Here is a 26,585-nt window from a genome sequence, read left to right as displayed (position 1 = left end):
GCGGAATCGTCGGCATGGACTTCGATCCCACCCGCGCCATGCCGGCATACAACTGGATGACGGTCGCCAAGAGTGCGCTGGAATCGGTCAACCGCTTCGTCGCCCGTGAGGCGGGGAAGGTGGGTGTGCGATCGAACCTCGTTGCAGCCGGGCCCGTTCGAACGTTGGCGATGAGCGCGATCATGGGCGGTGCACTCGGTGACCAGTTCAAGGACGAGATGGCGATGCTGGAGGAGGGCTGGGACCAGCGGGCCCCGCTCGGTTGGGATATGAAGGACCCCACCGCGGTGGCAAAAACGGTCTGCGCGCTGGTCTCCGACTGGTTGCCGGCCACCACCGGAACGGTGATCTACGCCGACGGCGGCGCCAGCACCCAGCTTCTGTAAAGGGCGGTTATGACAGACGATTTCGACGCGCTGCTGCTGTTGTCCTTCGGCGGCCCGGAGGGTCCCGAACAGGTGATGCCTTTCCTGGAGAACGTCACCCGTGGACGCGGTATCCCGCGCGAACGTCTGGAGTCGGTCGCCGAGCACTACTTACACTTCGACGGGGTTTCGCCGATCAACCGGATCAACCGTGAACTCATCGACGCCATCCGGACCGAAATCAGCAAGCGTGGCGAGGATCTACCGGTCTACTTCGGCAACCGCAACTGGCACCCGTTCATCGAGGACACCGTGGCCCAGATGCAGGCCGACGGCATCCGGCGTGCGGCGGTCTTCAGCACGTCGGCCTGGGGCGGGTACTCCGGGTGCACCCAGTACCAGGAAGACATCGCCCGCGCCCGAGGCGCGGTCGGTGACACCGCACCGGAACTGCAGAAACTGCGGCAGTATTTCGACCACCCGCTGCTCATCGAGATGTTCGCCGACGCGATCACGCAGGCCGCCGGCGAACTCCCCGACGATTTGCGGTCCCAGGCCCGACTGGTTTTCACGGCGCATTCGATTCCGCTGCGCGCGGTGGACCGCTGCGGGCCCAGCCTGTACCCCAGGCAGGTCGGCTACAGCTCTAGCCTGATCGCGGCCGCCACCGGCTACGACGACTACGACGTGGTGTGGCAGTCACGCTCCGGTCCGCCACAGGTTCCGTGGCTGGAACCCGATGTCGGCGATCACCTCTCGGTGCTGGCCGAGTCCGGTGTGAAGTCGGTGGTGGTTTGTCCGGTGGGATTCGTCGCCGACCACATCGAGGTCATCTGGGATCTGGACAGCGAATTGGCCGAACAGGCCGCAGACCTCGGCGTCGCGCTTGCTCGGGCGACCACACCCAATGCACAGCCGCGCTTCGCCCGGTTGGCACTTGATCTGCTCGATGAGGTCCGCCAAGGCCGCCAGCCAGCCAGAGTCGTTGGAGCCGAACCGGTTCCGGGTTACGGTTCAAGTGTCAACGGGCGATTCTGCACGGCCGACTGCGAAGCGAGTGCAGCGGTAGCTGCTAGCGCCAGGCCGAGTTCAGGATCACGCTGACCGCCGCCGACCGCGCAGCGCGAACCACCGATGCCAGTGGCCGAAGCGCGGCGTCTGCGATCCGGGCTTCTGAGGCGCTCTGCGTGCCGATCGGGGCGGCCTCCGAACTCACCGTGATGATGGCGTCCACGTGTGCCGCCGTCGACAACACCCGCACCGCCCGGTCCGGCGCATGCTCGGGAATGCGGTGATAACTGTTGGCCTGCAGGATCTCCTCGACAAGTGTGCGCGGATCGTCCGCGCCGGCGGCAAGACTCAGCCCGTCCAGCGCCTCGGCCGCCGACCGGACCGCGCAGCGCAACGCGTACTCCGCCTCACCGAGATCCATGTGGTCGGACACCGTGAATTCTGGTAGTGAGTACACCGACCACAGCAGCGCTGTCTGGGGAAGCGCTTCGCCATCGTCGTAGTCGGCGGCGTGGCACTCGAAGGTCGGTACCAGTCCGATCGCAGTGCCGTCGGCGCCGCGAATCAGAACTGCTTCCCCGGCGTCGAGGGCGTCGACCTGGAATTGGCTGCCAGCCGGCAGACCCCTGACGTCGCCGGGCACCGGCAGCGCCAGCGCTAGCGAAGGCCGATCGGCCCACCGTTCGGCAGTGCCGGGACCCGTCGCGGTACGGACGGTCTGCAGCAACGACATCGCGCCGGTTCCGGCGATGTCCGGCCACGGCAAGCCGGTGCGTCCTGCGGCCACCGCATCGTAGGCGGTGACCGAATGTGCTGGGGCCCAGTCGCTTAACGCATCAAGAACGTCGTCGGGGGCGGCGTGGCCAGCCAACCAGGCGTTGGTCCACACCGACAATGAGACGCTCGGGCACCACATGATGGACGTGAGTGTAGTGGTTCGATGCCGCCCCGGTCGGCTGGCGGCCCATAGCCGTTGCCGAGCCTGTGTTGGCACATGCCTGACCCGCTGATCGCCGGGGGGCCTGATGGCGGTTGACCCGGCCGGCGGTCAGCGCGGCTGCTGCGCTGACCGAACCGGTGCCCGAGGCCGTCGAGGCTCCGCGGGTGGGTTGAACGGTCGGACACGGGATGATCCAGGCCGTCGCATCTACCAGCCGGTCTACCAGCCGATCATGCCCCACATCGGCTCGTCCGCTTCGGCACCCATGACGCCAAGATCGTTGGGGGTGGCGGTCAACTCGGAGCTGCCGGGGCTCGCGCAGTCCGTCATTTGACCCCCGGTCACCGAGCTACCGCCGGTCGTCTCACAACCAGGCAGCAGTGGATTGTCGGCACCGGGCTCCGCCGCGGCGACTGGGGCGGCTCCCAGGGTCGCCGCCAGTGCGGCGGCCGCCGTCAAGAGGCCCAGCGAGAGTCGCTTTCCTTGCATCACACGTCCTTAGCTAGACCGTTGTTTGGGTTAGCATAGCCGTATTCCACGTCTCCGAATATCCCCGCCAGTGGTACCAAACCGTCAGGAGTTCCATGTCGACCCCAGTCGTTGTCGCCCGTCGTATCGCGGCCACCGTCCTCGGTGCCGGTGCCGTGCTGATCGGCGGCGCAGCCCCCGCCACGGCAAATCCGGGGTGCACCGCGGGCGATATCACCGCCGTGGAAAGTCAGGTCGCCACCGCCTTGACCGCCTACTTCTTCACCCATCCGGCGGCAAATGACTTCTTCACCAGCGTGCAGGGTCTGCCCAAGGCGGAGGCCACCAGCAAGACCAAGGCCTACCTGGCCGCCAACCCGCAGACGCAGGCCGAGATCAACGCCATCCGCGGACCGGTGTTCGATCTGCGTAACCGGTGCAACATCCCCACCAACAACCTCATCCGCGGGGTGCTGTAGATCCAGGGCCGAGGGTCAGCCCGTTCCCTGCTGCCGGTACCGACGCGCCTCGTGGACCAGCAGGGCGATGCCGATGGTCGCGGTGCACACCGAAACCAACACCAGAAGGGGGCTGACATGGCCGGTCATCGCATCCCCGAGGATGACCACGGCTGCGGTGCCCGGCAGTAGGCCGGCGATGGTCGCGAGCAGATAGGGCATCACCCGCACCGCCGAGACGCCGGCCGCGTAGTTCAGCACCGAAAACGGAACGGCCGGAATCAATCTGAGCGACAGGACAGCCGGCCAGCCCCGGGCGCGCAACTGCGCGTCCAGCGCGTCCACCCGCGGATGGCTCACCAGGCTTCCGACCTGCCAGCCCATCGCCCGCACCAGCAGGAGTGCGATCACGGCGCTGATCGCGCTTGCCGTCACCGCGATGGTCACGCCCAGCGCAGGTCCGAACAACAGTCCAGCCGACAGCGTGAACGCGGTCCGGGGGAACGGGAGCACCGTGACGATCACATGAGCGAGCAGAAACGCCACCGGAAACCACGGGCCGACCGAGGTAGCCCAGTCCCGCAGCTGCACCGCGGTGGGAAGGGGCACCAGGAGCACGACGGTGATCGCGATCGCGGCGCCCAGCCCGGTCAGCAGCAGGCGGGTATGGCTGACCTGCCGGGCGGCCGCCATCGTCGCCGACCCCACACTGCGCAGCGCGCCCAGGCCGCGCCTGACACTCGCCACATCGTCAGAGACTACGGCGGCAGGTACCGGCTGCCCGCTGCGGTCGGCGCGAACCTCGGTGATTTAGCCTGAGGACAGGTGGTGCGACACCCCCCGCGCCTCCCCCTCGACCACAGGAGCTGCCGGTGCCCCCAGCCCAGGAGGAAGCCGTCGAGGGGTTGCAACGCGCCCAGGCCCGGTGGCGGGCCGCCGTCGCCGGGGTACTGGCGAATAGCAGGCCCGGTGCCGCCGATTCCGCCGAACCCGAGCGGCTGCTGGACTCCGATACCTACGAAGGTTTCCCGGTACGCGCCCTCTACACCGCATTGGACGGTCTGCCTGAACCGCCATTGCCCGGTGACTGGCCCTACCTGCGTGGCGGCGATAGCGTCCGCGACGTCCTGGCCGGATGGAAAGTCGCGGAGGAATTTCCCGCTCCGGGATTCGCCGGCGACCCGGCCGAGGGCAACGCCGCGGTCCTTGACGCACTGGTCAACGGTGTCAGCGCGATGATCCTGCGGGCCGACGGTACCGGAGTCGGCGCGGCGGACCTCGAGCGCTGGCTCGACGGTGTCTACCTCGAACTTGCCCCGATCCTGCTGGACCCCGGTGCGCACTTCCGCACCGCCGCCGACGCGATACTCGCCCTGGTGGACCGGGTCGACGAGTCCGCACGCACGCAGATCCAGATCGACCTGGGCGCCGACCCGTTCACCGCGCGACTCAGCGGACGGTCGGCCGCCGGTGTCGATGACCTGGTTGAGGTAGCCGCGGGGCTGGCCGGCCGGGCCGGTGTCCGGGTGATCACAGTGGACGGTCCGGCATTTCACAACCGCGGCGCCAACGCCGCCTGGGAACTGGCCGGTGTCATCGCTGCGGCGACGGACTACCTGCGGTTGCTCGCCGACGCCGGCGTCGAGATCGGCGAGGCGCTGTCCCTGATCGGATTCCGACTGGTCGCCGACGACGATCAGTTCATGACGATCGCGAAATTCCGTGCCGTACGTCGACTCTGGGCCAGGGTGGCCGAGGTGCTCGGGTACCCGGATCGCGGAGCGGTGCGGGTGCATGCGGTCACCTCCGCACCGATGATGACTCAGCGAGATCCGTGGGTGAACATGCTGCGCACCACAGTGGCTGTCTTCGGTGCCGGAGTCGGTGGCGCCGACACCGTCCAGGTGCTGCCGTTCGACGCCGCCATACCCGGTGGTTTTCCTACCGCCACGGCGGACTTCGCCCGCCGGATCGCGCGCAACACCCAGTTGCTACTGCTCGAGGAGTCCCATCTGGGGCGGGTCCTCGACCCCGCCGGCGGATCCTGGTACGCCGAGAACCTCACCGAAACCCTTGCCGCTCAGGCCTGGTCGCACTTCCAGGATATCGAGGCCCGCGGTGGTTTCCAGCAGGCCTGTGATCACATCGCTGCCGAGGTGGAGAAGATCCGAGCCCGGCGTGCCGACGACATCGCCCACCGTCGCACCGCGATAACCGGCGTCAACGAATACCCCAATCTCGCGGAGAAGCCGCTACCTCAGGCTTCTTCAACACCAGCGTCTTCAACACCAGCGTCTTCACCATCATCGTTGAAGCCGACAGTGCGGCGATACGCAACTGAGTTCGAAGCGCTACGCGACCGCTCTGACGCGTACCTGCACCGCACCGGCACCCGGCCGAAGGTCTTGCTGGTGCCGCTGGGTCCGTTGGCCGAGAACAACATCCGTTCGACGTTCGCCGCGAATCTGCTGGCCGCCGGCGGCATCGAGGCGGTCAACCCCGGAACCGTGGAGTTGGCCCGGGTCAGCGAAGCCATCGGGGATGCCCGCACTTCGACCGTCGTGATGTGCGGCACGGACGCTCGCTACGCCACCGAGGCCGCAGCCGTCGTCACCGCGGCACGGGCCGCCGGCGTCGAACAGATCCTGCTGGCCGGCCCGGAGCGGGCGGTCGCCGACGTCCCCGCCGACAGCAGGCCCGACGGCTACCTGACTGCCACAATCAATGCGGTGGAAGCGCTCTCGGCTCTGCTGACCCGATTGGGGGCATGACATGACCGCACGCACCGCTATATCGAGCTTCGCCGAGATTCCCCTGCACGGATCCACCGACACCCCGGCACCCACCCCGGCCGCCGCGGCCGAACGGATAGCCACCGCGGCGTCCACCCATGGCTACACCGCAGAACAACTCGACTGGTCCACCCCCGAGGGCATCCTCGTCAAGCCCCTCTACATCGGCGCCGACCGGGACGCGGCAGTATCCGCGGGCTATCCGGTGGACAGCGTTCCCGGCGAACCGCCCTTCATCCGCGGTCCCTATCCGACCATGTACGTCAACCAGCCGTGGACCATCCGCCAATACGCAGGCTTCTCCACCGCCGCGGACTCCAACGCCTTTTACCGGCGCAACCTGGCGGCCGGCCAGAAGGGGCTCTCGGTGGCCTTCGACCTGGCCACCCACCGCGGCTATGACTCCGACCACCCCCGGGTGCAGGGCGATGTCGGCATGGCCGGCGTGGCAATCGACTCGATCCTCGATATGCGCCAGCTATTCGACGGCATCGACCTCGGGGGAGTCTCGGTGTCGATGACGATGAACGGCGCAGTTCTGCCGGTCCTTGCGCTCTACGTGGTGGCCGCCGAGGAGCAGGGAGTACCACCGGAGAAACTGGCCGGGACCATACAGAACGACATTCTCAAAGAGTTCATGGTCCGCAACACCTACATCTATCCGCCGAAGCCATCGATGCGAATCATCTCCGATATCTTCGCCTACACCAGCGCGCGCATGCCGAAGTTCAACTCCATCTCGATTTCCGGCTACCACATCCAGGAAGCCGGTGCGACAGCCGATCTGGAGTTGGCGTACACGCTCGCCGATGGTGTCGACTACATCAAGGCTGGTCTGGACGCGGGGCTGGACATCGACAAATTCGCGCCTCGGCTGTCGTTCTTCTGGGGAATCGGCATGAACTTCTTCATGGAAGTGGCCAAGCTCCGAGCCGGCCGGCTGCTGTGGAGCGAACTCGTCGGCGGATTCGGTGCCACAAACCCGAAATCCCGCTCTCTGCGGACACATTCGCAGACCTCGGGCTGGTCGTTGACCGCGCAAGACCCGTTCAACAACGTCGCCCGAACCTGCATCGAGGCGATGGCGGCCACCCAGGGGCACACCCAGTCGTTGCACACCAACGCTCTCGACGAAGCGCTGGCCCTGCCCACCGACTTCTCGGCGCGCATCGCCCGCAACACCCAGTTGCTGCTGCAGCAGGAGTCCGGCACCACCCGACCGATCGACCCGTGGGGCGGTTCCTACTACGTGGAGTGGTTGACCCACCAACTCGCCGAGCGGGCTCGCGCGCACATTGCCGAGGTGACCGGGCGCGGAGGGATGGCGCAGGCCATCAGTGATGGCATTCCCAAACTCCGGATCGAGGAGGCCGCCGCCCGGACCCAGGCGCGCATCGACTCCGGGCAGCAACCGGTGATCGGGGTCAACAAGTACCAGGTCGACGAGGACGCCGATCTCGAGGTGCTCAAGGTGGAGAACAGCCGGGTGCGTGCCGAGCAACTGGTCAAGCTCCAGCAACTGCGGTCTGACCGCGACGACGCCGCCGTGCAGGCCGCGTTGGCCGAGTTGACTCGCGCGGCTGGTGATTCCACCCGGGCCGGTGCGGACGGACTGGGCAATAACCTGATGGCTCTGGCCGTTGCCGCCGCCCGCGCCAAGGCCACCGTCGGAGAGATCTCCGAAGCGCTGGAGAAGGTCTACGGCCGCCATCAGGCGGAGATCCGCACCATCTCAGGGGTATACCGCGACGAGGTCGGTCGAGCCGGATTCGGCCCGGCGAGCACAGGAGGCAGCATCACCGGACTATCCGAGGCCACCCGACTGGTGGAGCGTTTCGCTGAGGCCGATGGACGCAGACCCCGCATCCTGGTGGCGAAAATGGGTCAGGACGGCCACGACCGCGGCCAGAAGGTCATCGCCACGGCCTTCGCCGACATCGGATTCGACGTCGACGTCGGATCGCTGTTCTCCACCCCCGACGAGGTCGCCCGGCAGGCCGCCGACAACGACGTCCATGTCGTCGGGGTGTCGTCGCTGGCCGCCGGCCACCTCACCCTGGTGCCGGCGCTGCGTGACGCCCTGGCCGACGTCGGGCGGCCGGACATCATGATCGTCGTAGGCGGGGTCATCCCGCCCGGTGACTTCGACGAGTTGTACGCCGCCGGGGCAACCGCGATCTATCCGCCGGGCACCGTCATCGCCGAGGCGGCGGTCAGCTTGGTCAACAAGCTCGCCAAGCGGCTCGGATACGACCTGAGCTGATGGGCCCAGACCCGTTGGGCACCAGCGATATCCCCGCGCTCGCCGAGGCCGTCCGCAGCGGCGACCGGTCCGCTCTTGCCCGGGCCATCACCATGGTCGAGTCAACCCGCGCCGACCACCGGGCTCACGCCCAGCAACTGCTGATGGAGTTGATGCACGCAACGGGCTCTGTCGGCGTCGGCGGCGTCACGGGTTCGGCCATGCACATCGGCATCACCGGGGTGCCCGGCGTGGGCAAATCGACGACCATTGAGGCCCTCGGCATGTATCTCATCGAGCAGGGCCACCGGGTCGCGGTGCTGGCAGTCGACCCGTCCTCGACGCGCACTGGGGGATCGATCCTGGGGGATAAGACCCGGATGGCGCGCCTGGCGGTGCACCCGGATGCCTATATCCGCCCGTCCCCGACGTCGGGAACCCTCGGCGGGGTGACCAAAGCCACCCGGGAGACCATCGTGCTGCTGGAGGCGGCCGGTTTCGACGTCATCCTGGTGGAGACGGTCGGCGTCGGACAGTCCGAGGTTGCGGTGTCCAACATGGTCGACACCTTCGTCTTCCTCACCCTGGCCCGCACCGGAGATCAACTGCAGGGCATCAAAAAGGGTGTGCTCGAACTGGCCGACGTGGTGGTGGTCAACAAGGCCGACGGCGCCCACATCACCGAGGCCACGGCCGCCGCCCGGGAGCTCGCAGCCGCTATCAGGCTGATCTATCCCAGGGAGACCCTGTGGCGGCCGCCGGTTCTCACCATGAGCGCGATGGAGGGCACGGGCCTGGTGGAACTGTGGGAGACCATCCTCAACCATCGCGACACCCTCGTCGCGGCCGGCGAGTTCGAAGCCCGGCGCCGGGCTCAACAGGTCGACTGGACCTGGGCGATGGTCCGGGACACCGTTTTGGACCGGGTGCTCAACCACCCCGGGGTCAAGGGCATCCGCGCGGAGATCGAACGGCAGGTCCGCGACGGTGAAATCACCCCGGCACTTGCGGCCCAACGGATTCTGGATCTAGACCGGTAATTGACCACGGCGGTAATCACAGATCGGCAACGATTTCGACGTGTGTGCGCGTGGAGAATGTAGATTAGCTATGTGATTCAGGCCACAGCGGGTAGCCGCGGCGTCGACCTTCCCCACGGGGTTCAGGGTGCCGCCGATGCCAATTTTGCCTGCGCGGTCCGCGGATTTGCTGCGCTGTTCCCGCACCCGCGGTTCGGCGGTGGTGCGCTGTCGGTCTACCTCGACGGTCAGCCCGTGGTGGATATCTGGACCGGCACCTGCGACCGGCGCGGCCGCCGGCACTGGCAGGCAGACACCGCGCCGATGGTGTTCTCGGCGACCAAAGGTGTCGCCTCTACCGTGATTCACCGTCTCGCTGATCGCGGACTGATCGACTACGACGCCCCGGTCGCCGAGTACTGGCCGGAATTCGGCGCCAACGGCAAGGCCGGAATCACGGTGCGTGACGTGATGCGTCACCGCGCCGGACTGTCTCACCTGCGGGGCGTGCGCAAGCGCGAACTGCTCGACCACAGGCAGATGGAGGAACGGATCGCCGCGGCCCCCGTTGGGCGGCACTTCGGGAAGTCGGCTTACCACGCGTTGACCTACGGATGGCTGCTCTCGGGCCTGGCAAGGTCGGTCACCGGCAAGGGGATGCGGGAGTTGATGCGCACCGAGGTGGCCGCACCGCTCAACACCGACGGTGTCCATCTCGGCCGCCCACCGGTCAGTGCACCGACACATGCGGCCCGGTTCATCGGATCCCAGATGAACATCCCCAACCCCGTCTTCAACGCGCTGGCCCCCGCCGTCGCCGGGTTGGAACTGTCCGCGGCGTTTGGATCCATGTATTTCCCAGGCGCGAAAAAGCTTGTGCAGCGCGATGTTCCGATGCTGGACACCGAACTGCCGTCCGCCAACGGGGTGATCACCGCACGGGCTCTGGCCAGGATGTACGGCGCGATCGCCAACGGCGGTGTGATCGACGGCCGGCGGTACCTGTCCGCCGAACGGGTTTCCATCCTCACCGGCCGCCGTAACCTGCGGCCGGACCGTAATCTCATCGTGCCGCTGGCCTTCCATCTCGGGTATCACGGGCTGGCCATCCCCGGTGTGCTTCCGGGCTTCGGGCATGTGGGCCTCGCCGGTTCGTTCGGTTGGGCGATCCCGCAGGAGGGCCTGTCGTTCTCCCTGGTTCACAACCGGCTGCTGACGCCGCTGGTCCTCACCGACCAGACCGGGTTCATCGGCACTGCGGCGCTGGTTCGGCGCGGTGCTGCCTCGGCGCGCAAGCGGGGATTCGCACCCGTCGTAGAATTCGGTTCTGCCTACGATTCAGCGCCGGCCAGGGCGGCGGTCGGCTAACCGGCCCTCCGAGCGGACTCGCCGGCTGCCTCACTCGGGTAATCTCCGCTTGGCCTCAGATCGGAACTGCCGCGGCGCTCGGGCACCGGAATCAAGTACGTCCAGGAGATGAAGACTGTGTGTGGATCGGCTGCTCGGTGAGCCAGATCGGGCTGGGACGACGACTGCTGCGCCGCAATCCCGCCGGGGCTGACGATCACCGGCTGGCGTTTCTCGACCACACTGCGTTCGAACTCCTCCGGGTAACCGGACGCGCCCAGCTCATCCAGTGTGTGTGGATCTACGATCGGCCGGTCGATCACGGGGGACTGGGCCGGTTTCACCGCAACTTCAGCGCCTCGATCGCCAGCCGGCTCGTCGAGCGTTCCCCGCTGCCGTTCGGCCGTCCCCGATGGGTGCGACCGGTTGGCCCGCCGCCGCCGCTGCGGGTGGCCGAGGTGGTCCGGCCCCGGCAGGAGATGCTCGAATGGGCCGACGAACTGGCCAACCTTCCCGTCGACCCGGAAGGCGGTCCCGGCTTCTTCATCGCCGTCCAGCCTTTCGACGACGGGTCGACGGCGATCAGCCTGGTGGCCTCCCACGTCATCGGTGACGGCATCGGCGGCGTCATGGCGATTTTCGAGGCGGCCACCGGCAACATTCGCGACCACGGGTATGAGACCAAGGGGTCGCGGTCACGAACCCGGGCGATCGTCGAAGACGTGCGCCGAGCCGTGCTTGATCTGCCGCTGACCGCCCGCACCGTGGTCAAGGTGGCCAAGATGCTGCGCACAAATCGAGCCGACCTGGCCCGGGCGCGTGCTGCTCACGCCAGCGCAGCAGGCGACAGCACCCCGATCGTCGTCCCGGCGATCGTCATCTATGTCGATACCGCCGATTGGGATGTCAAAGCCGAGTCCCTGGGCGGCAACAGCTACTCGCTGCTCGGAGGGTTCGCCGCCCGCCTCGCCGACCACCTCGGCCGCCGGCGCCCGGCCGACGGTTTGGTTTCCCTGCTGATCGCCATCAACCTGCGGGAAAGTCTCGAAGACGATCGGGCGTTGGCCATGGCCTTCGCCAGCGCGACCGTGGACCCCAAGACAGTCACGTCCGACCTCACCGAGGCGCGCACCACGGTGCGGGTCGCGCGCGAGAAAGCCAAGTCCGAACCCGATTCCACAATGGAACTGCTGCCGTTGCTTCCCTGGCTGCCACACGGAGCGGTCAAAGGTGTCGTGGATCTGCTCTTCTCGTACTCCGACGATCTGCCGGTGTCCTGCTCCAATCTCGGCGAACTGCCTCCCGAGATCGGTTGTGTCGACGGCACTCCGGCCGACTTCGTCTTTCTGCGCGGGGTGGACAAGAACGTCACCCTCGGGGAGATGCAGCGCTCCCACGGTCAGGTTGTGGTCGTGTCGTCGCGGATCAACGGCAGGATCTCGATCTCGGTGGAGGCCTACGAATTCGGTGCCGCGAACACCAAGGCCCATCTGCGGGACGTGGCGACGCAGACGCTGGCCGAATTCGGTCTGCATGGTGTGATCGACTAGCCGCCGAGGGCGATCAGGCTACAGGCGCAGGACGCCGATGATCACCTGGATCAGACCCATCGCGGCGAGAATAGCCGCGAACTCCTTGCGGCCGCGTGTCCGAAGCCAGTTCTGGAACCGCTCGATCCAAGTACGGGTCTGCGACGGCGCGAAGAGATAGGTGACGAGCGGGACCGTGATGAGCGCGTTGCCCACGACCAGGAACATCAGCAGGGCGGCCACTTCGGCTGTCTTACTGACCCCCGACGATGCGATGATGACCAGCGCCGCCAGGAATTCCAGCGAGGCCGCCCCGATGGCGACGCCGATCCCACCGGACAGCCACGGCGAGTTACCTTTTTGCAGGATCGTGCGGGCTCGATCCGACATCGTGTCGATCGCCCGCGGTTTGGTCGCCGGCTCAGGCACTGCCCCGTCGGGTTGGCGCCCGACCGGCCGGGCGGATCTGATGAAAGAGAAGTTGGTGGCCATCACCGCCGCGATGAGAAGCGCCAGTACGCCGATACCGATCTGAACTGTCGCGCCGTCAGCGGGATCGTTGCCAAACGGGGTCTGCTCAAAGACGAAGAGAACCAGAAGTCCGGCAGCCAGGCCGGAGAAGAAACTGCCGCAGAAGAGCGCGAAAAGCTGGAGCATCGGCCGCGGTCTGGCCAGCATCAGCGGTACCCACACCGGTCGCGACGGCTCGAAACTCATCGCGACGGCTAGTACCAGGACGGTGATCCACACGGACTGAAACCCTAACCGGTGTCGTCAGACAGTTGTGCTGGCCAGCTGCGGTTCAGCTTGGCGGACAGGTTTTTTCGGTGCAGGTGGCTGCCACTTCGACGGCCACCAGTTCGCCTTCCCGACCAGGACCGCGATGGCCGGCACGGTGATGGTGCGCACCAGGAACGTATCGATCAGGATGCCCATCCCGATGACGAAGCCGATCTGCACCAGGGTGGTGATGCTGGAGAACTGAAGGCCCAGCATGGAGGCGGCGAAAATCAGCCCCGCAGCGGTGATCACGCCGCCGGTCTGGGTCACCGTACGGATGACTCCGGAGCGGATACCGTAGGGCGATTCCTCCCGGATACGGGAGATCAACAACAGGTTGTAGTCCGCCCCGACGGCCACCAGAATGATGAACGTCATCCCCGGCGCACTCCAGTACAGGTCTTGGCCAAGGATGAAGTGGAACACCACGACCCCCAGTCCCAGTGCTGACAGGTAGGAAAGCACCACTGACACAATGAGATACAGCGGTGCAACCAGTGCGCGTAGCAGCAGTATCAGGATGCTCAGCACAACCAGGATGGTCGTCACGACGATCATTTTCAGGTCGTGATTGAAGTAGTCGCGGGTGTCTCGCAGCGACACGGTGAAACCAGTCATGGAGACGGTGGCGTCGGACAGGGTTGTGTTCGGTTGCGCTCCGCGGGCGGTTTCGATCACGGCATTGACCTGATCCATCGCCTCCACGCTGAAGGGGTTCAGCTCGGTCTGCACCAGGTACCGGGCGGTGCGGCCGTCGGGTGAGATGAAGATCGCGGCAGCCTTCTTGAACTCATCACCGGTCAGGATCTGGGGCGGGATGTAGAAGCCGGCCATGGACTGCGTGTTGGCGTTGTTCTTCATGCCCAGCAGGAATGCCGAGGCCTGGTCGAGGCCCGCGCCCAGATTCTTGGTCTGGTCCACGAGAAGTTGAACACCGTCGGCAACCTGGCGGCTGCCTTCGGCCAGTGTGGTGACCCCCGCGTCGAGTTGTGTCAGTTGCGTCTGCAGACTTGCCGGGCTGTCGAGTCCGGCCGCGGCCAGCGTCTGGTTGACCGAATTCAGCGTGGCGTTGAGGCTGTCAGCGGTTGCACCGAGGGTCTGGTTGCCCTGGACGGCCTGCAATTGGCGTCCGAGCTCGGCGAGTTGGTCCAGGGTGCCGTCGTCACGGGCTACTGCCGCCTGCCGCAGCTGTTCGCGTGCCGCCGCGCACGCGGGGTCGGCATCGCAGACCGGGCTGGTGTTGAGCGCATTGAGAACCGGATTGATGTTCTGGTTGAAGGCGGTGAGGGCGTCGGCGACGTTGACTCCGAGACTGTCGCCGAGGCCGTGCATGGCATCGAGGAGCTTGTTGGCGGTGTCGAAGTCCTGCAGCGGCGCATTGCCGCCGAACTGGTTTTGCATCATGGTCAGGGCCTGCACGAGGCCGCTCACCGTGGCAATCGTTTGACCCAACTGCCCCTTCACCGTGCCGAGCACGTCGGCAATCTGGTTGGCCCCCCCGGCCAGCATGTTCAGTTCCGCGGTCCGGCTGTTGATCAGCCCGGAGGTGTCGCCGAGTTTGCTGCCGACCTCACCGGCTTGGAAAGACAGCCGGGCCTGCTCCAGCGATTCACCTGACGGCCTGGTGATCCCGCGCACCATCTCGATGCCGGCCAGTTGGCTGACCCGGTATGCCATCTGCTCCATATCGGCCAGCGCCTCAGGGGTACGCAGATCGTTGGGCGAGGTGATCAGCAGATATTGCGGGAGGCTGGAGTTCACCGAGAAGTGTTGCCCGATAGCCTCGTAGCCGCGGATGCTTGCGGTGCTGGCCGGCAAGGTCTTGCGGTCGTCGTAGTTGTAATCCGCCAGCACGACGAACCCAGCCAGAGGCACCAGGATCGCCAGGCTGGCGAGCAGGTGGGTGACGGGCCGGCGCACGATCCGGATGCCGGACTTTTTCCAGAACCGGCTGGTGAGATCTCGCCGCGGTTTGACCCAACCCCGCCGGCCGGTGAGGACCAGCAGGGCCGGAAGCAGGGTCACCGCACCCAGACAGCCGACGCCGATCGCCGTCGCCAAGGCCACGCCCACCGTGGAGAACACCGTCAACTTCGTGAAGATCATTCCCAGGAACGTCACCGCGACGGTGGCGGCGGACGCCACGATCACCTTGCCGACCGAGCCGAGGGCATTCTGCACCGCGCGGTCGGAGTCCACCCCAAGTCGGAGGTAGTCGTGGTAGCGGCTGATGAGGAACACCGCGTAATCGGTGCCCGCCCCGGCCATCATCGCGGTCAGCAGAACAATGGTTTGGTTGGACACCGCCAGTCCCGCGGTTCCGAGTCCGGCCACCACGCCCTGAGCCGCCACCAGCGACACACCGATGGTCAACAGCGGAAGGACCATCGTCAGCACATTCCGGTAGATCATCAGCAGGATCACCAGCAGCGCGACGACGGTCGCGACCTCGATGCGCACCCGGTCCTGATCGCCGATGTCCAGGACGTCGGTAACGGTGCCCGCCGGACCGGTGGCGAAGGCGCTGATCGACGTCCCGGCCACTGTGTCGCGGACCGTCTGGATGACCCGCTTGGTGGATTCGGTCGCCTTCGGTGTCCCCAGTTCGCCGGCGATGTTGACCGGCATCAACCACGCTTGGCCGTCCTTGCTGACCAGGATTTCCCGAAGTGGTGGGGTGGTGACGAAATCCTGGAGAGCGGCGACGTCCTCGGTGTCGGACCGCAACTTGGCGACCACGTCGCGATAGACGGCCTCATCGGCAGGCGTGAGACCCTCGTCCTTGGTCAGAACCACCAGCAGGATGTTGTCCGAACTGGCTTCCTTGAAGGCCTCGGTCATCTGCTGCGCGCTTTGCACCGACGGCGCACTGGCCGGCAGGATGGCCGCCGGGGCCCGTTGGGCCAGTTCGGACAGCGGGGGGAACACCTGGGTGAGCGTGGCCCCAAGGCCGATCCACAGGGCGATCACCAACCACGGTGCGCGAACGACGACACGACCGATCAGCCCGAAGATGCCTGTTGCTTCGGCGGACGTGTCTGTCTCTCCCGGCAACCGGTGTCGACCCACCTACTCATGGTACTGACCTGCGACGGCCGTTCCGGGGAGCAGACGCCTGGGTCGGGACGCCGTGTGCGAACGCGATAAGATCCCGGCCAACAGCGCCGATCCGGCCATCACCGGGGAGCCTTCGGAAGAACAGTCGCCAGGTTTTCCACCTGCGGCCCAGTAGAACCGGACGGGTGGGCCCGTCACAGCCTTAAACGAGCGACGAACGGCGCCCGCAACCGCGGGTTGTTGGGCGTAAGCGGGGTGGTACCGCGGCGCTCGCGCACCCGCGCGACGTCGTCCCCGTGCTGTCGATCAGCACAGGAGGACGCCCCCGTGAGCCAGAGCGGCTATCCGAAGCCATCCAGCGGCGCCCCGGATTTCCCGGCCCTCGAACGTGAGGTCCTCGACTACTGGGCCTTCGACGACACCTTCCGAGCCAGCGTGCGCAGGCGGGACGGGGCACCGGAGTACGTGTTCTACGACGGGCCGCCGTTCGCCAACGGCCTGCCACACTACGGCCATCTGCTGACCGGCTACGTGAAAGACATCGTGCCGCGATACCGCACCATGCGCGGCTACAAGGTGGAACGCCGGTTCGGCTGGGACACCCATGGCCTGCCCGCCGAGCTGGAGGTGCAGCGCCAACTCGGCATCACCGACAAAGCCCAGATCGAAGAGATGGGTATCGAGAAGTTCAACGACGCCTGCCGCGACTCGGTGCTGCGGTACACCAACGAGTGGCGCGCCTATGTGACGCGGCAAGCCCGTTGGGTGGACTTCGACAATGACTACAAAACCCTGGACCTGTCGTTCATGGAGTCGGTCATCTGGGCGTTCAAACAGCTGTGGGATCAAGGTCTGGCCTACGAGGGCGTGCGGGTGCTGCCCTACTGCTGGAACGATGAAACGCCGCTGTCCAGCCACGAACTGCGGATGGACGACGACGTCTACCAGCGCCGCCAGGACCCGGCCATCACCGTCGGCTTCCGGATCGCCGCGCCGGAGTCCGGCCACTCTGATCTGGACGGTGCCTACCTGCTGATCTGGACCACCACGCCATGGACGCTGCCGTCCAACCAGGCCGTGGCGGTCAACCCGGAGGTCGAGTACGTCGTCATCGCGCGTGAGGATCGACGGATGGTGATCGCCCGCGCCCGGCTGGCGGCCTACGCCCGGGAGCTAGGGGAGGACCCGGAGATCCTGGGCAGCTACACCGGCGAAGCGCTGCTGGGTATGCGGTACCTGCCGCCGTTCCCGTTTTTTGCCGACTCCGGCCCCGACTCATCCCCGGCTTTTCAGGTGTTGCGCGGCGACTTCGTCACCACCGAAGACGGCACCGGGATCGTGCACATGGCCCCGGCCTACGGCGAGGACGACAAGGCCATCACGGACACCGTCGGCATCGTGCCGGTCACCCCGGTGGACCCCCGGGGACGGTTCGACTCCTCGGTGCCGGACTACCAGGGTCAGCACGTGTTCGACGCCAACACGCAGATCATCCGCGACCTCAAGAACGGGTCCGGCGCGGCCGCGGTCAACCAACCGGTGCTGCTGCGGCATGAGACCTACGACCACCAGTACCCGCACTGCTGGCGATGCCGCAACCCGCTGATCTACCGCGCGGTGTCATCCTGGTTCGTGCGCGTCACTGAATTCCGCGACCGCATGGTCGAACTCAACCAGCAGATCACCTGGTATCCCGAGCACGTCAAGGACGGCCAGTTCGGCAAGTGGCTGTCCGGTGCGAGGGATTGGTCGATCTCCCGGAACCGCTACTGGGGCACCCCGATTCCGGTGTGGGTCTCCGACGACCCGGACTACCCGCGCATCGATGTCTACGGCAGCCTCGACGAGTTGGAACGAGACTTCGGGGTCCGTCCGACCAACCTGCACCGGCCCTACATCGACGAGTTGACCCGGCCCAACCCCGACGACCCCTCCGGAAAATCGACCATGCGCCGGATCGAGGACGTCTTCGACGTCTGGTTCGACTCGGGGTCGATGCCCTACGGCCAGGTGCACTACCCGTTCGAGAACACTGACTGGTTCCGCGGTGTCGATTCGGCCGACCCCGCAAAGCGGGTCGACGGCCACTTTCCCGGCGACTTCATCGTCGAATACATCGGCCAAACCCGCGGTTGGTTCTACACCCTGCATGTGCTGTCCACCGCGCTGTTCGACCGGCCGGCGTTCAAAACGTGTGTGGCACACGGCATCGTGCTGGGCAATGACGGCGCCAAGATGAGCAAGTCGCTGCGCAATTACCCCGACGTCAACGAGGTCTTCGACCGTGACGGTTCCGATGCCATGCGGTGGTTCCTGATGGCCTCGCCGATCCTCCGCGGCGGCAACCTGATCGTCACCGAACAGGGCATCCGGGAGGGTGTGCGGCAGGTGCTGCTGCCGCTGTGGAATACCTACAGCTTCCTGACGCTGTACGCGCCGACCGTCGGCACCTGGCGCACCGATTCGCAGCACGTGCTGGACCGCTACATCCTGGCCAAACTGGCCGCGCTGCGCGAAGACCTCACCGTCGCGATGGATGTCTGCGACATCTCCGGTGCCTGCGAGCAGTTGCGGCAATTCGCCGAGGCACTGACCAATTGGTATGTGCGCCGGTCCCGTTCGCGGTTCTGGGCAGAGGACCGCGACGCGATCGACACCCTGCACACCGTGCTGGAGGTCACCAGCCGACTGGCCGCGCCACTACTGCCGATGGCATGCGAGGTTATCTGGCGAGGCATCACCGGCGAACGCTCGGTGCATCTGAGCGACTGGCCCGAGGCTGGGTCGCTGCCTGCCGATCCCGACCTGGTGGCGGCTATGGACCAGGTGCGCGACGTCTGTTCGGCGGCGTCGTCGCTGCGCAAGGCCAAGAAGCTGCGGGTACGTCTGCCCTTGCCGAAAGTGACTGTGGCCGTTGATGACCCGCAGCATCTCGAACCGTTCACCGGCCTGATCGCCGACGAGGTCAACGTCAAGTCCGTCGAGCTGACCGACGATATCGCCGCACATGGCCGATTCGAATTGACGGTCAACGCCCGTGCCGCGGGTCCGCGGCTGGGTAAATCGGTGCAGGACGCCATCAGGGCGGTCAAGGCCGGGCAGGGTGTGCAGAACCCCGACGGAACGCTGAGCGCGGGGGAGGTGGTGCTCAACCCCGGGGAGTACGAGGCCAAACTGGTCGCCGCCGACCCGGCCGGTACCGCCGCCCTACCCGGCGGGGCTGGTCTGGTCGTGCTGGACGACACCGTCACTGAGGAACTGGAAGCCGAGGGGTGGGCCAAGGATCGCATCCGCGAACTGCAGGATCTGCGCAAATCCTCCGGCCTCGACGTCAGCGACCGAATCACCGTGGTGATGGCGGTACCCGCGCAACGCGCGGAGTGGGCGAGCACCCACCGCGGTCTGATCGCCGGTGAGATCCTGGCCACCGGATTCGAATTCGGCGACCCGGCCGATGGGGTCGAGATCGGAGACGGCGTGCGGGTCGCCATCGCCAAGGCCTGAGCCGCCAACGTGCGCCCAGATGCAGGCGTTGAGGCGTTTTGGGCTTCATACGCCGCACACTCGGCGGGGATAGCCTGCAGGAGTGTCGCGCTGGGTGCTGCATTTCGACATGGACGCGTTCTTCGCCTCCGTCGAACAGCTGACCCGTCCCACCCTGCGCGGACGGCCGGTGCTGGTCGGTGGTCTGGGCGGCCGTGGGGTGGTGGCCGGCGCCAGCTATGAAGCGCGGGCCTTCGGGGCACGCTCGGCCATGCCGGTGCATCAGGCCCGCCGGCTCATCGGAGCCGGCGCGGTGGTGCTCCCGCCGCGCGGGGCGGTCTACGGCCTGGCCAGCAGGCGGGTGATGGACGCGGTGCGGTCGGTTGTCCCGGTGCTAGAACAGTTGTCCTTCGATGAGGCCTTCGGTGAGCCCGTGGAACTTGGCGGCGCCACCGCCGAGCAGGTGCAGCAGTTCTGCGTGCAGCTTCGAGCCCGGGTCCGCGAGGAGACCGGCCTGGTGGCCTCGGTCGGGGCGGGCTCGGGTAAGCAGATCGCCAAAATTGCCTCCGGCCTGGCCAAACCCGACGGGGTTCGGGTGATCCGACGCGACGAGGAGCAACTCCTGCTGGAGGGTCTGCCGGTGCGCCGACTATGGGGGATCGGACCGGTGGCCGAGGAGAAACTGCACCGCCTCGGCATCGACACGGTCGGCAAGCTCGCCGCACTGACCGCCGCCGAGGCCGCCAACATCCTCGGCGCGACCATAGGGCTTGCGCTGCACCGACTGGCCCGCGGCGTCGATGACCGGCCGGTGGTCGAACGCGCCGAGGCCAAACAGATCAGCGCCGAATCCACCTTCGCCGCCGACCTGACCACGCTCGAACAACTGCAGGAGGCCGCCGGCCCGATCGCCGAGCACGCCCACCGCCGACTGGCCCACGACGGCCGCGGTGCCCGTACCGTCACCGTCAAACTGAAGAAGGCCGATATGTCGACGCTGACCCGGTCAGCGACGCTGCCCTATGCCACCGCAGAAGCCGCAACGCTGGCCGCCACAGCACGCCGACTGCTGCTGGATCCCCGTGAAATCGGGCCCATCCGCCTTGTCGGCGTGGGCTTTTCCGGGCTCAGCGACGTCCGCCAGGAGTCACTGTTCCCGGAACTGGAACTGCAGCAGCCCGACCCGAACAACGTCGAGACCGCGCACGCCCCGCTGTCCGGGCCCCCATCGGGTTGGCGGGTCGGCGACGACGTCAGTCATCCGGAGTTCTGTCACGGCTGGGTGCAGGGCGCCGGGCACGGTGTTGTCAGTGTGCGGTTCGAAACCCGCAGCACCGGACCGGGGGTGATGCGCACCTTCGACATCGACACCGCCGACCTGACGGCCGCCAACGCGGTTGACAGCCTGGACTGGCCGGACTACCTGGCCGGTTCGGAAACGCAGGACTCACCCCCAGCCGGCGATGACCTCACCGACCGGTAGACCCGCGCTCAGTGCGCCCATCATCAGCACCCGCGCCTGACTGGCGCGCAATCGCGGCACGTGCACGGCACCGGCCTGAGCAAGGTCGTGGCCGGGCCCGTAGGTCTGCGAGGTCCGCCCGCCGGGCACCCGGGTGGTGACCGCCACCGCAACCCCCTGCCGGGCCGCCCGGGCCACTGCGTCGACGACCGCGCCGCCCGCGTTGCCGGACCCCACCGCGTCGATCACCAGCCCCCGGGCGCCGGCGGCGATGAACGCATCAATGGCCGTTCCGTCCGCCCCCGGATAGGCCGCGACGATATCCACCCGCGGCGCCGACGGCAGATTGCCCAGATAGGAGCGCTCCCTGGCGGCCTCGAGGTGGAACGCCCCATCCGACACCGAGCCCAGCCGGGTGCCGCCGAACACTGCCCGGTCGGCTTGTTTGTTCATCCCGCGGGGCTCCCACACCGTCCCGGCGAAGCTGACCAGCACGCCCTGCCCGCGCGCATCCGGACTGGCCGCCACGGCCAAGGCGTCGCGCAGATTGGCCGGCCCGTCCGGATCCGGGTCATCGGCCGCCCGCGCCGCCCCGGTGAGCACCACCGGCACCATCCCGGCATAGCCCAGGTCCAGCCACAGGGCCGTTTCCTCCATGGTGTCGGTGCCGTGGGTGACCACCACCCCGTCGGCGCCGTTGGTGATCGCCGCGCTGACGGCCGCGCCGATCCGGATCCAGTCCTGCGGACTCAACCGTGAGCTGTCCTGCCGCATCAGGTCGACGACCGCGACGTGCACCGCGGCGTCCACCCCGGCCAGTAACTCGGCGCCGGTTCGCCTGGGGCGCAGCACCCCGTCCCGGCCCGCGCTGGTCGCGATGGTCCCACCGGTGGTGATCACTACCATTCCCGCCATGCCCGTCATCATGCCGGTCGTGAAGGTTAGGGAATGATGGGGGCGTGACTGAGGAACCGGTCGGCACCGGCGAGCAGGCCGCTGCACCGCCGCGACGTTTGCTGCGGCTGTTGCTGACGGTGGCCGCGGTGGTGCTCGTCGTGGACATCGTCACCAAGGTGATCGCGGTCGAACTCCTGACCCCGGGCGTGCCGGTGCCGATCATCGGTGACACCGTCACCTGGACGCTGGTCCGCAACTCCGGGGCGGCGTTCTCGATGGCGACCGGCTACACCTGGGTGCTGACGTTGGTTGCGATGGGTGTGGTGGTCGGCATCATCTGGATGGGTCGCCGGCTGCGGTCACCCTGGTGGGCCGTCGGCCTCGGCATGATCCTGGGCGGGGCCCTGGGCAATCTGGTTGACCGCTTCTTCCGCTCACCGGGCCCGCTTCGCGGCCACGTGGTGGACTTTCTGTCCATCGGATGGTGGCCGGTGTTTAACGTCGCCGATCCGGCGGTGGTCGGCGGGGCGCTGCTGCTGGTGGGATTGTCGATCTTCGGCTATGACTTCGACAGCGCGCATCGGCGCAAGACCGGCAGCCACCCGGAGGCCCGGAGCGAGTCGGCCTGATGGCCGAACGATCGATGCCGGTCCCCGAGGGCCTGACTGGGATGCGGGTGGACGCCGGACTGGCCAGGCTGCTGGGCCTGTCGCGGACTGCGGTCGCGACCGTCGCCGAAGGCGGCGGCGTCCTGCTCGACGGGGTTGCGGTCGGCAAGTCCGACCGGCTGGAGGCGGGGGCGTGGCTGACAGTTATCCTGCCGGAAGCCCCAGCGCCGGTGGAGAATACGCCCGTCGAAGTCGCGGGAATGACGATCCTCTACTCCGACGACGACATCGTGGCGGTGGATAAACCGCCCGGCGTGGCCGCGCATGCGACGGTGGGTTGGCACGGGCCGACGGTGCTGGGAGGGTTGGCTGCCGCGGGCTTTCGGATCAGCACCTCGGGCATCCACGAACGTCAGGGAATCGTGCAACGCCTCGACGTCGGCACCTCCGGCGTCATGGTTGTCGCACTGTCCGAGCACGCCTACACCGTGCTCAAGCGGGCCTTCAAGCAGCGCACCGTCGACAAGCGCTATCACGCTGTGGTGCAGGGACATCCGGATCCCTCGAGCGGGACCATCGACGCGCCGATCGGGCGGCACCGCGGCCATGACTGGAAGTTCGCGGTCACCGAGAACGGCCGGCACAGCATCACCCACTACGACACCCTTGAGATGTTCCGTGCCGCCAGCCTGCTTGACGTCCACCTGGAAACCGGTCGGACCCACCAAATCCGGGTGCACTTCGCCGCTCTGCACCACCCCTGCGCCGGGGATCTCACCTACGGCGCCGACCCGGTGCTGGCCCGCCGACTTGGTCTGGAACGGCAATGGCTGCACGCGCGCTCGCTGGCCTTCGCCCATCCCGCCGATGGTCGCCGTATCGAGATCACCAGCCCGTACCCGGCCGATCTGCAGCACGCTTTGGACGTGCTGCGAGCCGAGGCGTGAGCGACTGGCTGGCGAACGACGATCGGCCGGAAGCCAGCGGACTGCTCTACGGTCTTGCCGCCTACGGACTGTGGGGTGTGTTCCCGGCTTTCTTCACTTTGCTCGCACCGGCGGGAGCGCCGGAGGTGCTGGCCCACCGCGTGGTGTGGACCGTGGTGCTCATGCTGATGGTGCTGGCCGTGATCGGGCGGTTTGGCGACCTGCGCACCATCAGCGGCCGCACCTGGCTGCTACTGACCTGCGCGTCGGCGCTGATCTCGACGAACTGGCTGATCTACATCGTCGCGGTCAACTCCGACCATGTGGTCGACGCCGCGCTGGGATACTTCATCACCCCGTTGGTCAGCGTGGTGCTCGGGGTGATGCTCTTCGCCGAACGGCTCAACCCGTGGCAGATCGTCGCCGTACTGCTGGCCATTGCGGCCGTCGTGCTGCTGTCCACCGGTGTCGGGGGACTGCCGCTGATCGGAATCGGGCTGGCGATTTCCTTCGGTCTCTACGGCGCGGTGAAGAAGGTGATCGACGTCGACCCGCGGGTCAGTGTGGCGGTGGAGACCGCGATCGCCGCACCATTCGCCGTCGGCTATCTGGTGGTGCTGCAACTGACCGGGGACAGCGACTTTCTCAACCACGGTCCCGCGCACATCTTGCTGATGGTGCTGTGCGGGCCGGTCACCGCGATCCCGCTGCTGTGCTTCGCCGCCGCCGCTCAGCGACTTGCCATGGTGACCCTCGGTCTCCTGCAGTACCTGACCCCGTCCATGCAGATGATCTGGGGTGTGGTGGTCAACGACGAACCGATGCCGCCGGCCCGGTGGCTGGGCTTCGCATTGATCTGGATTGCACTGGGGATCTTCACCACCGACGCGATATTCCGCACCTATGGCAACCGTCCAGGTACCTTGCAGGCATCATGACCGATACCACCAAGACCAGTAAGCGCAACAAGCGGATCATGATCGCCCTGATGGCGGCGATCTCCTCAGTCGCGATCGTCGTCCCGTTGTTCAGCGCACTGCTGGGCGTGATGGGCACGCGCAACTCCGCCGCGCCGGTGACCCCGACGACGACAGCCCCACCGCTGACCATCAAACCTCTCCCGGTCCGGCCGGTGGTGAGCGCGTTCGTCACCACCCCCGACCAGTGCCCGCCGCCCACCCCGGCCCCACCCGATCAGCCGATGCGGATTTGCGACATCGCCAAGACCGCGGTCTACGAACTGCAGCCCGAAGCGCTGCGGGTCCAGTTGACCAACGTCGACTCCTTCCGCAACCCGCTCACCGGTGTCGAATTGGTACAGATGTCCATGACCAACGAGTCGGCCACGCAATTCGGCCAGTTCACCGCCGGGCAGGTGGGCAAACAGGTCGCCTTCGTCCGCGGCGGCACCGTGGTCTGGGGGCCCAAGATCAGCGCCCCGATCGACGGACAGGTGCTTCAGCTTTCCGGTGAACTGACCCCCGAGCAGGCCAAGGAGATCGCCCGCATGCTCCGCGACGAAACCTAGAGCCTCACCCCGCCCAAGACACGAACGCCCGACACGCCCAAGGCGTCGGTGCGGCCCCCTAAACTGACGGGCCTATGGGCGATTCATTTGTGCATCTGCACAACCACACCGAGTACTCGATGCTCGACGGTGCCGCCAAGATCACGCCCATGCTGGCCGAGGCGCAACGGCTGGAGATGCCCGCCATCGGGATGACCGATCACGGCAACATGTTCGGTGCCAGCGAGTTCTACACCGCCGCCACTGAGGTCGGCATCACGCCGATCATCGGCGTCGAGGCGTATGTCGCCCCCGGTTCTCGTTTGGACACCCGCCGGATCCTCTGGGGCGATCCCGGCCAGAAGTCCGACGACGTCTCCGGAAGCGGGTCCTACACCCACTTGACGATGGTCGCCGAGAACGCCACCGGCCTGCGCAACCTGTTCAAGCTGACCTCGCTGGCCTCCTTCGAGGGCCAACTGGGCAAGTGGAACCGGATGGACGCCGAAATCATCGCCGAACACGCCGAGGGCATCATCGCCACCACCGGCTGCCCCTCCGGCGAGGTGCAGACCCGGCTGCGACTCGGCCAATTCGACGAAGCGCTGCAGTCCGCCGCCACCTGGCGGGACATCTTCGGCGCCGACAACTATTTCCTGGAACTGATGGACCACGGCCTGTCCATCGAACGCCGGGTCCGAGACGGTCTGCTCGAGGTCGGCCGCAAACTGGGTATCCCGCCGCTGGCCACCAACGACTGCCACTACGTCACCCGGGACGCCGCACACAATCACGAGGCCCTGCTGTGCGTGCAAACCGGCAAGACGCTCTCGGACCCCAACCGGTTCAAATTCGACGGTGACGGCTACTACTTGAAATCTGCCGCCGAAATGCGTGCATTGTGGGACACCGAGATCCCGCAGGCATGCGACTCCACCCTGCTGATCGCCGAGCGGGTGCAGTCCTACGCCGACGTGTGGACCCCCCGCAACCGGATGCCGGTGTTCCCGGTGCCCGAGGGCCACGACCAGGGATCCTGGCTGCGTCAGGAGGTCGACGCCGGCCTGCGGCGGCGTTTTCCGGCCGGAGTGCCGCCGGAATACACCGAACGGGCCGGCTATGAGATCAACGTCATCTGCGGCAAGGGTTTCCCGTCCTACTTCTTGATCGTCGCCGACTTGATCAACTACGCGCGTTCAGTCGACATCCGGGTGGGGCCGGGCCGGGGATCGGCGGCCGGCTCGCTGGTGGCATATGCGCTCGGGATCACCAACATCGACCCCATCCCGCACGGGCTGCTCTTCGAGCGCTTTTTGAATCCGGAGCGGCCCTCGGCACCGGATATCGACATCGACTTCGATGACCGCCGCCGCGGCGAGATGGTGCGCTACGCCGCCGAGAAGTACGGCAGCGACCGGGTGGCGCAGGTCATCACGTTCGGCACCATCAAGACCAAAGCCGCCCTCAAGGACGCCGCTCGGGTGCACTACGGCCAGCCCGGGTTCGCGATCGCCGACCGCATCACCAAGGCACTGCCGCCGCCCATCATGGCCAAGGACATACCGCTGTCGGGCATCACCGATCCCACCCATGAGCGCTACAAAGAGGCCGCGGAGGTTCGGGGGCTCATCGACACCGACCCCGACGTGCGGACCATCTACGAGACGGCCCGCGGGTTGGAGGGGCTGGTCCGA

21 protein-coding genes are annotated in these 26,585 nt (G+C 66.9%); 15 read left to right on the top strand and 6 right to left on the bottom strand.

What is annotated here, in order from left to right; all coding sequences use genetic code 11:
- Positions 1 to 386 (top strand): SDR family oxidoreductase (locus ADBZ5N_RS07710; protein WP_526256902.1); only part of this gene is annotated, 386 nt, incomplete at its 5' end.
- Between the two features lie 9 nt (positions 387 to 395).
- On the top strand, positions 396 to 1,469 hold the full coding sequence (locus ADBZ5N_RS07705) for a ferrochelatase (protein WP_526256901.1): 1,074 nt from the start codon (positions 396 to 398) through the stop codon (positions 1,467 to 1,469).
- On the opposite strand, the gene ADBZ5N_RS07700 is transcribed toward ADBZ5N_RS07705, so the two are convergent.
- The gene (locus ADBZ5N_RS07700) at positions 1,438 to 2,292 is read right to left on the bottom strand and encodes an Rv1486c family protein (RefSeq protein WP_526256900.1); all 855 of its coding nucleotides are present in this window, start codon (positions 2,290 to 2,292) and stop codon (positions 1,438 to 1,440) included. The genes ADBZ5N_RS07705 and ADBZ5N_RS07700 overlap by 32 nt on opposite strands.
- Positions 2,293 to 2,535: 243 nt before the next feature.
- Positions 2,536 to 2,805, bottom strand: a complete 270-nt coding sequence (locus tag ADBZ5N_RS07695) for a hypothetical protein (protein WP_526256899.1) — start codon at positions 2,803 to 2,805, stop codon at positions 2,536 to 2,538.
- Positions 2,806 to 2,900: 95 nt separating this feature from the next.
- On the opposite strand from ADBZ5N_RS07695, the gene ADBZ5N_RS07690 reads away from it, so the two are divergent.
- Positions 2,901 to 3,263 (top strand): hemophore-related protein, encoded by a 363-nt coding sequence (locus ADBZ5N_RS07690; protein WP_526256898.1) that lies wholly within the window; start codon positions 2,901 to 2,903, stop codon positions 3,261 to 3,263.
- Positions 3,264 to 3,278: 15 nt separating this feature from the next.
- On the opposite strand, the gene ADBZ5N_RS07685 is transcribed toward ADBZ5N_RS07690, so the two are convergent.
- A complete protein-coding gene (locus ADBZ5N_RS07685) occupies positions 3,279 to 3,935 on the bottom strand; it encodes a TVP38/TMEM64 family protein (RefSeq protein ID WP_526256905.1) in 657 nt (218 codons plus the stop codon).
- A 179-nt stretch (positions 3,936 to 4,114) separates the two neighbouring features.
- On the opposite strand from ADBZ5N_RS07685, the gene mutA reads away from it, so the two are divergent.
- The 5 genes from mutA (at position 4,115) to ADBZ5N_RS07660 (ending at position 12,192) form a co-directional block, all read left to right on the top strand.
- Positions 4,115 to 6,013 carry a methylmalonyl-CoA mutase small subunit gene (gene mutA, locus ADBZ5N_RS07680; protein WP_526256897.1) on the top strand — a complete coding sequence of 633 codons (1,899 nt, stop codon included), beginning with the start codon at positions 4,115 to 4,117 and terminating at the stop codon, positions 6,011 to 6,013.
- A gap of 1 nt (position 6,014) precedes the next feature.
- A complete protein-coding gene (gene scpA / locus ADBZ5N_RS07675; protein ID WP_526256896.1) occupies positions 6,015 to 8,297 on the top strand; it encodes a methylmalonyl-CoA mutase in 2,283 nt (760 codons plus the stop codon).
- Complete coding sequence (gene meaB / locus ADBZ5N_RS07670) at positions 8,297 to 9,316, top strand: methylmalonyl Co-A mutase-associated GTPase MeaB (protein ID WP_526256895.1); 1,020 nt, start codon at positions 8,297 to 8,299, stop codon at positions 9,314 to 9,316. The genes scpA and meaB overlap by 1 nt, the downstream gene beginning before the upstream one ends.
- A 72-nt stretch (positions 9,317 to 9,388) precedes the next feature.
- A complete protein-coding gene (gene lipL, locus ADBZ5N_RS07665; RefSeq protein ID WP_526256894.1) occupies positions 9,389 to 10,663 on the top strand; it encodes an esterase/beta-lactamase LipL in 1,275 nt (424 codons plus the stop codon).
- A 137-nt stretch (positions 10,664 to 10,800) separates the two neighbouring features.
- Positions 10,801 to 12,192: a hypothetical protein gene (locus tag ADBZ5N_RS07660; RefSeq protein WP_526256893.1), complete on the top strand. Its 1,392-nt coding sequence runs from the start codon at positions 10,801 to 10,803 to the stop codon at positions 12,190 to 12,192.
- An 18-nt stretch (positions 12,193 to 12,210) separates the two neighbouring features.
- Here ADBZ5N_RS07660 and ADBZ5N_RS07655 read toward each other — a convergent pair whose 3' ends face one another.
- Together ADBZ5N_RS07655 and ADBZ5N_RS07650 are read right to left on the bottom strand one after the other, a co-directional pair.
- Entirely contained in the window at positions 12,211 to 12,921 is a 711-nt protein-coding gene (locus ADBZ5N_RS07655) for a GAP family protein (RefSeq protein WP_526256892.1), read from the bottom strand.
- Between the two features lie 24 nt (positions 12,922 to 12,945).
- A complete protein-coding gene (locus ADBZ5N_RS07650) occupies positions 12,946 to 15,954 on the bottom strand; it encodes an MMPL/RND family transporter (RefSeq protein ID WP_526256904.1) in 3,009 nt (1,002 codons plus the stop codon).
- Between the two features lie 381 nt (positions 15,955 to 16,335).
- On the opposite strand from ADBZ5N_RS07650, the gene ileS reads away from it, so the two are divergent.
- Positions 16,336 to 19,512, top strand: coding sequence for an isoleucine--tRNA ligase (gene ileS / locus ADBZ5N_RS07645; protein WP_526256891.1), 3,177 nt, complete (start codon positions 16,336 to 16,338; stop codon positions 19,510 to 19,512).
- Positions 19,513 to 19,606: 94 nt separating this feature from the next.
- Positions 19,607 to 20,974, top strand: a complete 1,368-nt coding sequence (locus ADBZ5N_RS07640; protein WP_526256903.1) for a DNA polymerase IV — start codon at positions 19,607 to 19,609, stop codon at positions 20,972 to 20,974.
- On the opposite strand, the gene ADBZ5N_RS07635 is transcribed toward ADBZ5N_RS07640, so the two are convergent.
- Positions 20,939 to 21,868 (bottom strand): asparaginase, encoded by a 930-nt coding sequence (locus ADBZ5N_RS07635; protein WP_526256890.1) that lies wholly within the window; start codon positions 21,866 to 21,868, stop codon positions 20,939 to 20,941. The genes ADBZ5N_RS07640 and ADBZ5N_RS07635 overlap by 36 nt on opposite strands.
- A gap of 44 nt (positions 21,869 to 21,912) precedes the next feature.
- Here ADBZ5N_RS07635 and lspA point away from each other — a divergent pair, with 44 nt between their 5' ends.
- The 5 genes from lspA to dnaE all read left to right on the top strand — a co-directional run.
- A complete protein-coding gene (lspA, locus tag ADBZ5N_RS07630) occupies positions 21,913 to 22,479 on the top strand; it encodes a signal peptidase II (protein ID WP_526256889.1) in 567 nt (188 codons plus the stop codon).
- A complete protein-coding gene (locus tag ADBZ5N_RS07625) occupies positions 22,479 to 23,405 on the top strand; it encodes an RluA family pseudouridine synthase (protein WP_526256888.1) in 927 nt (308 codons plus the stop codon). Before lspA ends, ADBZ5N_RS07625 begins: the two co-directional genes overlap by 1 nt.
- Positions 23,402 to 24,322, top strand: a complete 921-nt coding sequence (gene rarD, locus ADBZ5N_RS07620) for an EamA family transporter RarD (RefSeq protein WP_526256887.1) — start codon at positions 23,402 to 23,404, stop codon at positions 24,320 to 24,322. Before ADBZ5N_RS07625 ends, rarD begins: the two co-directional genes overlap by 4 nt.
- On the top strand, positions 24,319 to 24,912 hold the full coding sequence (locus ADBZ5N_RS07615; protein ID WP_526256886.1) for a SecDF P1 head subdomain-containing protein: 594 nt from the start codon (positions 24,319 to 24,321) through the stop codon (positions 24,910 to 24,912). The genes rarD and ADBZ5N_RS07615 overlap by 4 nt, the downstream gene beginning before the upstream one ends.
- Before the next feature lie 74 nt (positions 24,913 to 24,986).
- A partial coding sequence (gene dnaE / locus ADBZ5N_RS07610) for a DNA polymerase III subunit alpha (protein ID WP_526256885.1) occupies positions 24,987 to 26,585 on the top strand: 1,599 nt, incomplete at its 3' end.

Source organism: Mycobacterium sp. (assembly GCF_044370595.1).
GTDB lineage: Bacteria > Actinomycetota > Actinomycetes > Mycobacteriales > Mycobacteriaceae > Mycobacterium.
The sequence above is the reverse complement of the archived record's forward strand: the minus strand, read 5'-3'. Positions and strand labels throughout refer to the sequence as shown.